12 protein-coding genes are annotated in these 13,317 nt (G+C 66.1%); all 12 read left to right on the plus strand.

Annotated elements, in window-relative coordinates; translation table 11 throughout:
- Positions 1-103 precede the first annotated feature (103 nt).
- A complete protein-coding gene (locus AO057_RS15845; protein ID WP_057676855.1) occupies positions 104-484 on the plus strand; it encodes a hypothetical protein in 381 nt (126 codons plus the stop codon).
- A 140-nt stretch (positions 485-624) separates the two neighbouring features.
- Positions 625-1,548 (plus strand): LysR family transcriptional regulator, encoded by a 924-nt coding sequence (locus tag AO057_RS15850; RefSeq protein WP_057676856.1) that lies wholly within the window; start codon positions 625-627, stop codon positions 1,546-1,548.
- 25 nt (positions 1,549-1,573) lie between these two features.
- Entirely contained in the window at positions 1,574-2,995 is a 1,422-nt protein-coding gene (leuC, locus tag AO057_RS15855; protein ID WP_057676857.1) for a 3-isopropylmalate dehydratase large subunit, read from the plus strand.
- A 10-nt stretch (positions 2,996-3,005) separates the two neighbouring features.
- Positions 3,006-3,656 (plus strand): 3-isopropylmalate dehydratase small subunit, encoded by a 651-nt coding sequence (gene leuD / locus AO057_RS15860; protein ID WP_057676858.1) that lies wholly within the window; start codon positions 3,006-3,008, stop codon positions 3,654-3,656.
- A gap of 30 nt (positions 3,657-3,686) precedes the next feature.
- Positions 3,687-4,769 (plus strand): 3-isopropylmalate dehydrogenase, encoded by a 1,083-nt coding sequence (gene leuB, locus AO057_RS15865; RefSeq protein ID WP_057676859.1) that lies wholly within the window; start codon positions 3,687-3,689, stop codon positions 4,767-4,769.
- Between the two features lie 71 nt (positions 4,770-4,840).
- The gene (gene asd, locus AO057_RS15870) at positions 4,841-5,980 is read left to right on the plus strand and encodes an aspartate-semialdehyde dehydrogenase (RefSeq protein WP_057676860.1); all 1,140 of its coding nucleotides are present in this window, start codon (positions 4,841-4,843) and stop codon (positions 5,978-5,980) included.
- Between the two features lie 317 nt (positions 5,981-6,297).
- Complete coding sequence (locus tag AO057_RS15875) at positions 6,298-8,664, plus strand: motility hub landmark protein FimV (RefSeq protein WP_156404587.1); 2,367 nt, start codon at positions 6,298-6,300, stop codon at positions 8,662-8,664.
- Positions 8,665-8,702: 38 nt separating this feature from the next.
- Positions 8,703-9,485, plus strand: coding sequence for a tRNA pseudouridine(38-40) synthase TruA (gene truA, locus AO057_RS15880; protein WP_057676861.1), 783 nt, complete (start codon positions 8,703-8,705; stop codon positions 9,483-9,485).
- Positions 9,485-10,246: a phosphoribosylanthranilate isomerase gene (locus AO057_RS15885; RefSeq protein WP_057677340.1), complete on the plus strand. Its 762-nt coding sequence runs from the start codon at positions 9,485-9,487 to the stop codon at positions 10,244-10,246. Before truA ends, AO057_RS15885 begins: the two co-directional genes overlap by 1 nt.
- Before the next feature lie 3 nt (positions 10,247-10,249).
- Entirely contained in the window at positions 10,250-11,539 is a 1,290-nt protein-coding gene (gene trpB / locus AO057_RS15890) for a tryptophan synthase subunit beta (protein ID WP_057676862.1), read from the plus strand.
- Positions 11,536-12,354: a tryptophan synthase subunit alpha gene (gene trpA / locus AO057_RS15895; protein ID WP_057676863.1), complete on the plus strand. Its 819-nt coding sequence runs from the start codon at positions 11,536-11,538 to the stop codon at positions 12,352-12,354. The genes trpB and trpA overlap by 4 nt, the downstream gene beginning before the upstream one ends.
- A 57-nt stretch (positions 12,355-12,411) precedes the next feature.
- Positions 12,412-13,284 (plus strand): acetyl-CoA carboxylase, carboxyltransferase subunit beta, encoded by an 873-nt coding sequence (accD, locus tag AO057_RS15900; protein WP_057676864.1) that lies wholly within the window; start codon positions 12,412-12,414, stop codon positions 13,282-13,284.
- Positions 13,285-13,317 lie beyond the last annotated feature (33 nt).

A 13,317-nucleotide genomic window follows, 5' to 3' on the forward strand; every position in this document is an offset into this window, starting at 1 on the left:
CGGCTCGCCGCGCCGCGACGTGCCGCCGCTGGCCAAGCGCTAAGCCGCGCCACACAGCCCGCCGCACGGCAACGTCGGCGGGCTTTTTCTTTGGGAACCCCGCATGAAACTGATCCAGCGCGCCGCCGAACTGCGTGCCCTGCAGGCCGAGGCCCCGGGCACGGCCCCTTGCGCCTGCGGCCTGGCGGCTTACACCGGCTGGACCAGCCTGACCGAAGAGCGCTGGCCCGCCGCGCTCATGACCCAGCTCGCCACCCTGCGCGACCCGGAGGTCTACGAACCGACCTTCGAGGAATACCACCCGGCCGGCACGCGTTATGACGACCCCGCCGCCCCGGTGGCCCTGGCCTGGTTCCCCTACAACCGCTGCGATGTCTGGCGCTGCCAGGCCTGCCAGCGCCTGGTGCTGCGTTACACCGAATTCGGTGGTTATTACGTGGACCACCGCGTGCGCGTCCTGGATCCAACCCTGATCACCGACTGAGCCCCCCGCCTCCGGAACCCGACCGCCGGCATCCCCCGTCAGGCAGCAGAGTCATCGCGAAACACGATGACAAACACATCCTTCATAAGGGAAAATTGGAAACTCATCGCCAAAAGCGATGACAAACCCCTACCTTCCCGATGAAAACCGCCGACCGCAGCTTTGCCCGCCGCATGGACCTCACGTCCCTGCAGCTGTTCGTGGCTGTCTGCGAACTGGGCAGCATCGGCAAAGCGGCCGAACGTGAATTCATCGCCGCCTCGGCCATCAGCAAACGCCTGGCGGATCTCGAAGCCACGCTGGGCACCCCGCTGCTTTATCGGCACACGCGTGGGGTGGACCTCACGCCGGCCGGCGAGAGCCTGCTGCACCACGCGCGCTCCGTGCTCTACAGCCTGGAAAAGATGCAGGGCGAGCTCAGCGAGTACGTGGACGGCGTGCGCGGCCATGTGCGTGTGCATGCCAGCATCTCTGCCATCGTGCAGTTTTTGCCCGAAGACCTGGGCGCCTTCATCCGCCAGCACGAGCAGGTCAAGATCGACCTCGAAGAGCACCTGAGCACCGAGGTCGTGCGCGCCGTGCAGGAAGGTGCCGCCGACCTCGGCGTCTGCAACGTGGCCGTTGGCACGGGTGAACTGCAGACCCTGCCCTACCGACAAGATCAACTCGTGCTCATCGTGCCCCAGGGCCATGCGCTGGCCTCGGCCGGCGCCATCGACTTTGTGCAGACCCTGGACTGGGACCATGTGGGCCTGCACGCCACCAGCTCCATCTACCTGGCCATGCGCGAAGCCGCAGCGGCTGCCGGGCGAAGCATCCGCCTGCGCATCCACGTCACCGGCCTGGACGCCATGTGCCGCATGATCCACAACGGCCTGGGGGTGGGCGTGATGCCGCGCCGCGCCTTCGAACTCATGCACGGCGTGGGCAAGCTGGCCTGCGTGACCCTGCGGGACGACTGGGCCCACCGCCGCATCGAACTGGTCGCCCGCGATTTTTCCACCCTGCCCGTCACTGCGCGGCTGCTGGTGGATCACCTCACAGCCGTGCCGGCTACCACCTAAAATCGAAAACTCTGCAGAGGACACCATGGGACGCACCCTTTACGACAAGATCTGGGACGAACACGTCGTCCACACCGAGGAAGACGGCACCGCCGTCCTCTACATCGACCGCCATCTGGTCCATGAAGTGACCAGTCCGCAGGCCTTCGAAGGCCTGCGCCAGGCCGGCCGCAAGGTCTGGCGCGTGAGCTCCATCGTGGCCACCGCCGACCACAACACCCCGACCACGGGCTGGGAACTCGGCTACGACGGCATTGCCGACCCGATCAGCAAGGAACAGATCACCACGCTGGACGCCAACATCAAGGAATCGGGCGCCGCCGCCTTCTTCCCCTTCTTGTCCAAGCGTCAAGGCATCGTGCACGTGATCGGCCCGGAGAACGGCGCCACCCTGCCCGGCATGACCGTGGTCTGCGGCGATTCGCACACCTCGACCCACGGCGCCTTCGGTGCGCTGGCGCACGGCATCGGCACCAGCGAGGTCGAGCACGTGATGGCCACGCAGACCCTGCTGGCCAAGAAGGCCAAGAACATGCTGATCAAGGTCGAGGGCAAGGTGGCCCCGGGCGTGACCGCCAAGGACATCGTGCTGGCCATCATCGGCCGCATCGGCACGGCGGGCGGCACGGGTTACACCATCGAATTTGCCGGCTCGGCCATCCGCGCCCTGTCCATGGAAGGCCGCATGACGGTCTGCAATATGGCCATCGAAGGCGGCGCCCGCGCCGGCCTGGTAGCAGTGGACGACAAGACCATCGAATACGTCAAGGGCCGTCCGCTCTCGCCCACGGGTGTGGAGTGGGACCTCGCTGCGGCCTACTGGAAGACCCTGCAATCCGACCCGGACGCGAAGTTCGACACCGTGGTCGAACTGGACGCCACGCAGATCCTGCCGCAGGTCACCTGGGGCACCTCGCCCGAGATGGTGCTGGGCATCGACGGCCGTGTGCCCGACCCCGACAAGGAAAAAGACGCCAACAAACGTGGCGCCATCGAGCGGGCCCTGACCTATATGGGCCTGGAGCCCGGCAAGCCGCTAACCGACATCACCATCGACAAGGTCTTCATCGGCTCCTGCACCAACAGCCGCATCGAGGACATGCGCGAAGCCGCCGCCGTGGTCAAGAAGCTGGGACAGAAGGTCGCCAAGAACGTCCGTCTGGCCCTGGTCGTGCCGGGTTCAGGCCAGGTCAAGGAACAGGCCGAACGCGAAGGCCTGCACGAGATTTTCAAGGCCGCCGGCTTCGAATGGCGCGAGCCCGGCTGCTCCATGTGCCTGGCCATGAACGCCGACCGCCTGGAGCCGGGCGAGCGCTGCGCTTCCACCAGCAACCGCAACTTCGAGGGGCGCCAGGGCGCCGGGGGCCGCACCCACCTGGTCAGCCCGGCCATGGCCGCAGCAGCCGCCGTGCACGGCCACTTCGTCGACATCCGCAAGTTCTCCTGAGAGGTCCCCCATGCAGAAATTCACCGTGCACAAGGGTCTCGTGGCACCCATGGACCGCGAGAACGTCGATACCGACGCCATCATCCCCAAGCAATTCCTGAAGTCCATCCGCAAGACCGGCTTCGGTCCCAACCTGTTCGACGAATGGCGTTACCTGGATGCCGGTTACCCGGGCCAGGACCCGGCCGCTCGCCGCCCCAACCCGGACTTCGTGCTGAACCAGCCGCGTTACGCGGGCGCCTCCGTGCTGCTGGCGCGCAAGAACTTCGGCTGCGGCTCCTCGCGCGAGCACGCGCCCTGGGCGCTGGACCAGTATGGCTTTCGCGCCATCATCGCGCCCAGCTTCGCCGACATCTTCTTCAACAACAGCTTCAAGAACGGCCTGCTGCCTATCGTGCTGCCCGAGGCCACGGTGGCCCAACTCTTCGACGAATGCGCAGCCTTCCCCGGCTACAGCCTGACCGTGGACCTGGAGCGCCAGGTCATCGTCAAGCCGCAGGGCGAAGAGATTCCCTTCGACGTGCAGCCCTTCCGCAAGTACTGCCTGCTCAACGGTTTCGACGACATCGGTCTGACCCTGCGCCACAAGGACAAGATCGCCGCCTTCGAAGCCGAACGGCTGGTCAAAAAGCCCTGGCTCGCCCATACGATGGTCGGCTGAGCACACTCTCCTCCATAACAGACAAGCACTATGAAAATCGCAGTTCTGCCGGGTGACGGCATTGGTACCGAAATCATTGCCGAGGCCGTCAAGGTCCTCCAGGTCCTGGACCTCAAGTTCGAAATGGAAACCGCCCCGGTGGGCGGCGCGGCCTATGAAGCTGCCGGCCATCCCCTGCCCGATGCCACGCTGAACCTGGCCAAGGCGTCCGACGCCATCCTCTTCGGCGCCGTGGGCGACTGGAAATACGACAAGCTGGATCGCCCCCTGCGCCCTGAGCAAGCCATCCTGGGCCTGCGCAAGCACCTGGGCCTGTTCGCCAACTTCCGCCCGGCCATCTGCTACGAGCAACTGGTGGGGGCGTCCAGCCTCAAGCCCGAGCTGATCGCCGGCCTGGACATCCTGATCGTGCGCGAACTGACCGGTGACATCTACTTCGGCCAGCCCCGCGGCCGTCGCATCGCGGTGGACGGTGCCTTCCCCGGCGCCGAGGAAGCCTTCGACACCATGCGCTACAGCCGCCCGGAGATCGAGCGCATCGCCCACGTGGCCTTCCAGGCCGCACGCAAGCGCAACAAAAAGGTCACCAGCGTGGACAAGGCCAACGTGCTCGAAACCTTCCAGTTCTGGAAGGACGTGGTCACCGAGGTGCACCAGCAATACCCCGACGTGGAGCTGAGCCACATGTACGTGGACAACGCCGCCATGCAATTGGTCAAGGCCCCCAAGAGCTTTGACGTGATCGTCACCGGCAACATGTTCGGCGACATCCTGTCCGACGAAGCCGCCATGCTGACCGGCTCCATCGGCATGCTGCCCTCGGCCAGCCTGAACAGCAAGAACCAGGGCCTGTACGAGCCCAGCCACGGTAGCGCGCCGGACATCGCCGGCAAGGGCATTGCCAACCCGCTGGCTACAATACTGTCTGCTGCCATGATGCTCCGCTTCTCGCTCAACCAGGCCACGGCCGCCGACCGTATCGAGTCGGCCGTGAAGAGCGTGCTTGCGTCCGGACTGCGCACGGCAGACATCTGGTCGGCAGGCACCACGAAAGTGGGCACCCGCGAGATGGGCGACGCGGTGGTCGCCGCCATTACGAAAACCAAGGGCTGAACAGCTCCCGGTTCGTCACGCCCTCCCGGCCGACGAGCCGGGTAAACAGGATTTGATTGAAAGGGCATGTGATGAGCAAGGTAGGCAATGTGGTGGGCCTCGTCGGCTGGCGAGGCATGGTGGGTTCGGTCCTGATGGACCGCATGCAGGCCGAGGGCGACTTCGGCCTGATCGAGCCCGTGTTCTTCTCGACCTCCAATGCCGGCGGCAAGGCTCCGGCACAGGCCAAGAACGAAACCACCCTCAAGGACGCCAACAGCATCGAGGACCTCAAGAAGTGCGACATCGTCCTGACCTGCCAGGGCGGTGACTACACGAAAGAGGTGTACCCGAAGCTGCGCGCTGCCGGCTGGAAGGGCCACTGGATCGACGCCGCTTCTTCGCTGCGCATGGCCGATGACGCCGTCATCATCCTGGACCCCGTCAACCGCCACGTGATCGACCAGTCGCTCGCCAAGGGTGGCCGCAACTGGATCGGCGGCAACTGCACCGTGAGCCTGATGCTCATGGGCATGGGCGGCCTGTTCAAGGCCGGCCTGATCGAGTGGGTCAGCGCCATGACCTACCAGGCTGCATCGGGTGCCGGCGCGCAGAACATGCGTGAACTGCTGAGCCAGATGGGCGCCCTGCACGACGCCGTCAAGGCCGAGCTGGCCGACCCGGCCTCGGCCATCCTGGACATCGACCGCAAGGTGGCCGCCACCATGCGCGAGGCCAGCTTCCCGACCAAGAACTTCCGCAACACGGCCCTGGCCGGCAGCCTGATCCCCTGGATCGACGTGCCCGTTGAACACGGCCAGAGCAAGGAAGAGTGGAAGGGCGGCGCCGAGTGCAACAAGATCCTGGGCAACCCGGCTTTCCGCAGCGCCGGCAGCATCCCGATCGACGGCCTGTGCGTACGCATCGGCGCCATGCGCTGCCACTCCCAGGGCCTGACCATCAAGCTCAAGAAGGACGTTCCCCTGGCCGAGATCGAAGGCCTGCTGGCCGGCGCCAACGACTGGGTGAAAGTGGTCCCCAACCAACGCGAGATCACCGAGCGCGAACTGACCCCGGCGGCCGTGACGGGCACATTGACCGTGCCCGTCGGCCGCCTGCACAAGCTGGCCATGGGCAATGACTACCTGGGCGCCTTCACGGTCGGTGATCAGCTTTTGTGGGGCGCTGCCGAGCCGCTGCGCCGCATGTTGCGCATCCTCTTGCAGGCCTGACGCTTAAAGAGATATTCGTTGTCCGTTAACAACAAATGTAGCCAGAAGCAGAGCAAGGATCTTAGGCTGAGAAGGTTAAGCGCTTTCTCAGCTTGTCAGGCTAAAGTATTGATGTTAAGGTACTTTTCCAGATTCAAGGCTCATTTTTGGGGATCGCCCAACATGACTGTTTACGCTATTTGTCCGCCCGATCATCGGAGGCCCCTAAATTGATTGCTAAGTCACAACGCTGGCAAAGAACCGCCCTGGCGATTGCCTCTGCCACGGTTCTGGGTTTGTGGAGCTCGCAAGCCGCGGCGCTCTCCCTGGGGCGCATCATGGTCCAGTCAGCGCTGGGCGAACCGCTGCGCGCCGAGATCGAGATCCTGGAAATCAGCGAGGACGAAGCCTCCTCACTGCGGCCCCGGGTGGCCTTGCCGGACACCTTCCGCGCCAGTGGCATGGAATACAGCTCGGCCCTCAATGGCTTGCAGATCTCCCTGCAAAAACGCGCCAACGGACAGCAGTACCTGCGTCTGAGCAATACGCGGGCCGTCAATGAACCCTATGTGGACCTGATCCTCGAGGCCAACTGGTCCTCAGGCCGCATCGTGCGTGACTACACGATGCTCTTCGATCCGCCGGCCCTCAATGGATCCCAGACCATCGTCGTGCCGCAGGCGCCCCAGGTCAGTTCGGTGCCGATCCGCATCGCACCGCCTCCCGCGCCTGTTGAAGCTGCGGCCCCGGTCCCCGTGCCTGCACCGGAAACACCGGCCAGCGCGCCGACGGAACCGGTAGCGGCAGCTGCGGCCCAACCTGCAAGCGATGCAGCCAGTGCTCCGGCCCCCGCGACCTCCGTCGAACCCCAGAAGAGCGCGGAGCCCCCACCGCCCGCCGTGGCTGGCCGCGAGCGCATCACCGTCAAGGCTGGCGATACCGCCGGCAAGCTGGCACTGAACCAGAAGCCGGCCGACGTATCACTCGACCAGATGCTGGTGGCCATGTTGCGCAGCAACCCGGAAGCCTTTATCGGTGGCAACGTCAACCGGCTGCGCAAGGGCGCCGTGCTGGACATGCCCGGCGCAGAAGACGCGCAAGCCACCCCGGCCGACGAAGCCCGCCAGATCCTGCAGACCCAGAGCAAGGACTTCAACGAATTCCGCCGCCGCCTGGCGGCCAGTGCTCCGGCCAGTCCTGAGGCAGCGGCCGATCGCAAGACCAGCGGCACCGTGCAGACCCAGGTCGAGGAAAAGAAACCTGCGACCAGTGCACCCGACAAGCTGACCCTGTCCAAGGGCGCCGTCCAGGCCAAAGCCCCGGAAGACAAACTGGCCAAGGAACGCAGCGCCAAGGATGCGGCAGCCCGCACCGAGGAACTGTCCAAGAACGTGGCCGAGCTGGAAAAACTCAGCAAGGCTGCCACCCCGGCACCCGCACCGGCCACCAAACCGGCCGCTCCCGCCGTGCCGGCAGCGGCGCCAGTGGCTTCGGCACCGGTAGCGACACCCGCGCCCGCACCGCAAGTTGCGGCAGCCCCCGTGACGCCGCCCGTCGCTGCGCCGGCTGCGGCCGCATCCGCGCCCAAGGCGGCTGCGCCTGCTCCGCGCCCGACAGCATCGGCCCCCATGCCGGCGCCCGTCGCCGAGGAGCCCTCGCTGCTGGACGAGTTGATGGACAACCCGCTGATCCCGGCTGCGGCCGGCGGTCTGGTGGCCCTGCTGGCCGGTCTGGCCTTCTATCGCAGCCGTCAGCGCAAGAATGCAGGACAAGTCGACAGCGCCTACCTGGAGAGCCGTCTCCAGCCTGACTCTTTTTTCGGCGCAAGCGGCGGACAACGAGTTGACACCAATGACAATGGTGCCAGCAGTTCCTCGTCCATGGTCTACTCGCCCAGCCAGCTTGACGCTGGCGACGATGTCGACCCCGTCGCTGAAGCCGATGTCTATCTCGCTTATGGCCGTGACCTGCAGGCCGAAGAAATCCTCAAGGAAGCGCTGCGCAATCATCCGAGTCGTGTCGCCATCCACCAAAAGCTCCTGGAGATCTACGCCAAGCGGCGCGATGTGAAGAATTTCAGCGTGATCGCCAAGGAAGCCTACAAGGTCACCGGCGGCAGTGGCTCCGAGTGGGAGCACATCTGTGAACTCGGTCGCGGCATCGACCCGAACAACGAGGCCTACCACCCCGGCGGCGAACCCCCGGCTTCGGCACCCGCCCCCTTGCAGGCCACCCCCAGCAGCTACGCCAGCCAGCCCGCACGTCAGGCAGCCCCCGCTCCTGCTGCCGCAGCCAGCATGGACCTGGATCTGGACTTGGACTTCTCGCTGGATGAAGCTGAGTCGCGCGCTGCCGCGCCCTCAGCCTCCACCATGCCCGCACCGATCGCCTCGGCACCCGACAACAGCCTGGCCTTCGAAGCCTCGCCCCTGCCGCAGATCAGCCCGGCGGCCTCTGCCCCGGCCCCCGCGGCGGACAACATGATGAACTTCGACATGGGCGGGCTCTCGCTCGACTTGGGCACACCCTCCGTGGAACCCGGCACCGGCTCCGACGACCCACTGGGCACCAAGCTGGCACTGGCCGACGAGTTCAAGGCCATTGGCGACACCGACGGCGCCCGCGCGCTGATCGAGGAGATCATTGCCGAAGCCTCGGGTGACATGAAGGCCCGCGCACAGAAGGCCCTGGCCCAGCTCGGCTGATCCGGCCGGGTCCCTTCGTCCATGGCACAGGCCGCGTCGTGAGGGTCGCCCTCGGCGTCAGCTACGACGGCCACTCCTACGACGGCTGGCAGAGCCAGCCGTCGGGCCGCACGGTGCAAGACCAGCTGGAAAAAGCGCTGGGCCAGTTCGCCGATCAACGCATCTCCACCCTCTGCGCCGGCCGCACTGACGCCGGCGTGCACGGCCTCATGCAGGTGGTGCACTTCGACACCACGGCCGAGCGCACACCCTACGCCTGGGTCCGCGGGACCAACAGTTTCCTGCCGCGCGATATCGCGGTGCAATGGGCGCAGATCGTCCCCGAGGCCTTCCACTGCCGCGCCAGCGCCACCTCACGCCGTTACGCCTACCTGCTGCTGGAGTCGCCGGTGCGCCCCAGCGTCGACGCGCATCGGGTCGGCTGGGTCTTCCAGCCCCTGGATCTGGAGCGCATGCAAGAAGCGGCCCGGCATCTGCTGGGGGAGCACGATTTCACCTCCTTCCGGGCCTCGGCCTGCCAGGCCCTGTCACCGGTCAAGAACATGCTGCGCATCGAGATCAGCCGGCGTGGCGCCTACTGGCGCTTCGAGTTCGAGGCCAGCGCCTTCCTGCATCACATGATCCGCAATCTCATGGGCTGCCTCATCGTCATCGGCCAGGGCAAACAGCCCCCAGCCTGGATGGCCGAGGTACTGGCCGCACGCAGCCGCGATGCCGCCGCCCCAACCTTCGCGCCCGACGGCCTGTACTTCCTGGGGCCCCGCTACGACGCCCACTGGGGCCTGCCGGAACGCACGCCTGCGTATGATTGGCTGCCATGATGAACAAGGCCCCCACGCTTGCGACGTCGTCTGCTGCGCTGCCCCCCGAGGGGGCCCCATCCGCCTTGGGGCGGCCCGGCGGCGGATTGAGCCACGGCCGCACCCGCATCAAGATCTGTGGTCTGACGCGCGAGCAGGACGTGGAGGCGGCTGTGGCCGCGGGCGCCGACGCCGTGGGTTTCGTGCTGTATGAGAAGAGCCCCCGTCACGTGACGGCCCAGCGCGCCGCCGAACTGGCGCGCCGCCTGCCCCCCTTTGTGACGCCGGTGCTGCTGGTCGTCAATGCCAGCCCGCAGGCCATCCGGGCCGCCTGCGATCTGGTGCCGACCGCCACCCTGCAGTTCCATGGCGACGAAACCCCGGATCAGTGCCAACTGGCTGCCGGCACCCGCCCTTTCCTGCGCGCCGCCCGCATTCCCGTCGGGGAAGCGGGGCGAAGCTTCGACCTCGTAAAATACGCCCAGGATTACTCGGCCGCCCAGGCCATCCTGCTCGACGCCCATGTCGAAGGTTTTGGGGGCGGCGGCAAGGCATTCGATTGGTCACTTCTTCCTCCAAGCGTCGACGCTCACCTCGTCTTGAGTGGTGGACTCACGCCTGCAAACGTGACCGAAGGCATACGGCAGCTGCGGCCGCGCTGTAAGTCGCTGGCCGTTGACGTCAGTTCCGGCGTCGAGTTCGCCAAGGGCATCAAGGATGCCACCAAGATCAACCAGTTCGTCGCGGCCGTGCGTGCCGCCGATGCACACCTCGCAGGTTAAAACATGTTCGACTACCAACAGCCCGATGCCAAGGGCCATTTCGGCATCTACGGCGGCAGCTTTGTCAGCGAAACGCTGACCCATGCCATCAACGAGTTGCGCGCGGCCTACGCCAAGTACCAGCACGACCCGGCCTTCATCGCCGAGTTCAAGTACGAGCTGGCCCACTTCGTCGGCCGCCCCTCGCCGGTCTACCACGCCGCCCGCATGAGCCGCGAGCAGGGCGGCGCCCAGATCTTCCTCAAGCGCGAGGACCTGAACCACACCGGCGCGCACAAGATCAACAACACCATCGGTCAGGCCATGCTGGCCCGCCGCATGGGCAAGACGCGCATCATTGCCGAGACCGGCGCCGGCCAGCACGGCGTGGCCACCGCCACCATCTGCGCGCGCTACGGCCTGGAATGCGTGGTCTACATGGGCTCGGAAGACGTCAAGCGCCAGAGCCCCAACGTCTACCGCATGAAACTGCTGGGCGCCACCGTGGTGCCCGTCGAATCCGGCAGCAAGACCCTGAAGGACGCGCTGAACGAGGCCATGCGCGACTGGGTGGCCAACGTCGACAACACCTTCTACATCATCGGCACCGTCGCCGGCCCGCACCCTTATCCCATGATGGTGCGCGACTTTCAGAGCGTGATCGGTGAGGAATGCCTGGTGCAGATGCCCGAGATGCTGCAGCGCACCGGCTGCAAGAGCGCCCAGCCCGACGCTGTGGTCGCCTGCGTGGGCGGCGGCAGCAATGCCATGGGCATCTTCTACCCCTACATCCAGCACGAGCAGACGCGCCTGATCGGCGTGGAAGCCGCTGGCGAAGGCATGGACTCCGGCAAGCACTCGGCCTCGCTGCAACGCGGCAGCCCGGGCGTGCTGCACGGCAACCGCACCTACGTGCTGCAGAACGAGGACGGCCAGGTGACAGAGACCCACAGCATCAGCGCCGGCCTGGACTACCCCGGCGTCGGCCCCGAACACGCCTACCTGAAGGACATCGGCCGCGCCGAGTACGTGGGCATCACGGACACCGAGGCGCTGGCCGCCTTCCACTACCTGTGCCGCACCGAGGGCATCATCCCGGCGCTGGAGTCCAGCCATGCCGTGGCCTATGCCATGAAACTGGCCAAGACCATGCGAACCGACCAATCCATCCTGGTCAACCTCTCCGGCCGGGGCGACAAGGACATCGGCACCGTGGCCGACCTGAGCCAGGCCGACTTCTACTGCCGCCCGAGCTGCAAGGGCCAGGCCGTCAAGGGTGGCATGGCCGAACAAAAGATCGAGTTGAAAAAATGAGCCGCATTGCCTCCACGTTCGCCGCGCTGCAGAAGAACCAGCGCAAGGCCCTGATCCCCTTCATCACGGCCGGCTACCCCTATCCCGACATCACGCCCGAGCTCATGCACGGCATGGTGGCTGCGGGCTCCGACGTCATCGAGCTGGGTGTGCCCTTCTCCGACCCCAGCGCCGACGGCCCGGTCATCCAGGCGGCGGGTGACAAGGCCCTGGCCGCCGGCATCGGCCTGCGCCAGGTGCTGGAGATGGTGCGCATCTTCCGCCAGAAAAACAGCGCGACCCCCGTGGTCCTGATGGGCTACGCCAACCCGATCGAGCGCTACGACCAGTTGCACCAGGCCAGCGGCCCCAACGCCTTCGCGCGCGACGCTGCCGCTGCCGGCGTGGACGGCGTGCTGGTGGTGGACTACCCGCCCGAGGAATGCGAAGCCTTCGCCGCCGCCCTCAAGCAACACGGGCTGGACCTGATTTTCCTGCTGGCCCCCACCTCGACCGACGAGCGCATGGCCCAGGTCGCCCGTGTGGCCAGCGGCTACGTCTATTACGTCTCGCTCAAGGGCGTGACGGGCGCCGGCACCCTGGACACCGCCGCCGTGGAAGCCATGCTGCCGCGCATCCGCCAGCACGTGAAGGTGCCGGTGGGCGTGGGCTTCGGCATCCGCGACGCGGCCAGTGCCAAGGCTGTGGGCCGGGTGGCCGACGCCGTGGTCATCGGCAGCCGCATCATCCAGCTGATCGACCCGCTGCCCCGGGCACAAGTCGTTACCGTGGCCTCGGATTTCCTGCGGGAAATTCGACAGGCTTTGGATTCATAATCCCGGTCTTGCGCCTGACCGTCGTTGGAACCTGACCCCAATTAAAGGAAGCATCCCATGAGTTGGCTCGAAAAACTTCTGCCCCCGAAAATCCAGCACACCGACCCGGCCGACCGCCGCAGCGTGCCCGAGGGCCTGTGGATCAAGTGCCCCAGCTGTGAGTCCGTGCTCTACAAGACCGATCTGGAGCAGAACCAGAACGTCTGCCCGACCTGCAGCCACCACCACCGCATCGACGCGCGCACGCGCCTCAACCTGTTCCTGGACAACGAAGGCCGCTTCGAGATTGGCCAGGAAGTGCTGCCGGTGGATGCCCTCAAGTTCAAGGACAGCCGCAAATACCCCGAGCGCCTGAAGGAAGCCCTGGAAGCCACCGGCGAAACCGACGCCCTGGTGGTCATGGGCGGTGCCGTGCACGGCATCAGCCTGGTGGCGGCCAGCTTCGAGTTCGGCTTCATGGGCGGCAGCATGGGTTCGGTGGTCGGCGAGCGTTTCGTGCGCGGCGTCGAGACCGCCATCGAGCAGAAGGTGCCCTTCCTGTGCTTCACCGCCACCGGCGGCGCCCGCATGCAGGAAGGCCTGCTCTCGCTGATGCAGATGGCCAAGACCAATGCCGCCCTGACCCGCCTGGCCAAGAAGAAGCTGCCCTACATCAGCGTGCTGACCGACCCGACCATGGGCGGCGTGAGCGCCGGCTTCGCCTTCCTGGGTGATGTGGTGATCGCCGAGCCCAAGGCCCTGATCGGCTTTGCCGGCCCGCGCGTGATCGAGTCCACCGTGCGTGTGAAGCTGCCCGAAGGTTTCCAGCGCGCCGAGTTCCTGCAGGAAAAGGGCGCCATCGACTTCATCTGCGACCGCCGCGAACTGCGCAAGACCGTGGCCAACACCCTGGCCATGCTGCAGCGCCAGCCGGCTGACGCCGTGATCTAAAGAGCTCAGCCCCAATACAAAAGGGGACTATAG

The organism is Curvibacter sp. PAE-UM, assembly GCF_001432305.1.
Classification (GTDB): Bacteria; Pseudomonadota; Gammaproteobacteria; order Burkholderiales; family Burkholderiaceae_C; genus Hylemonella.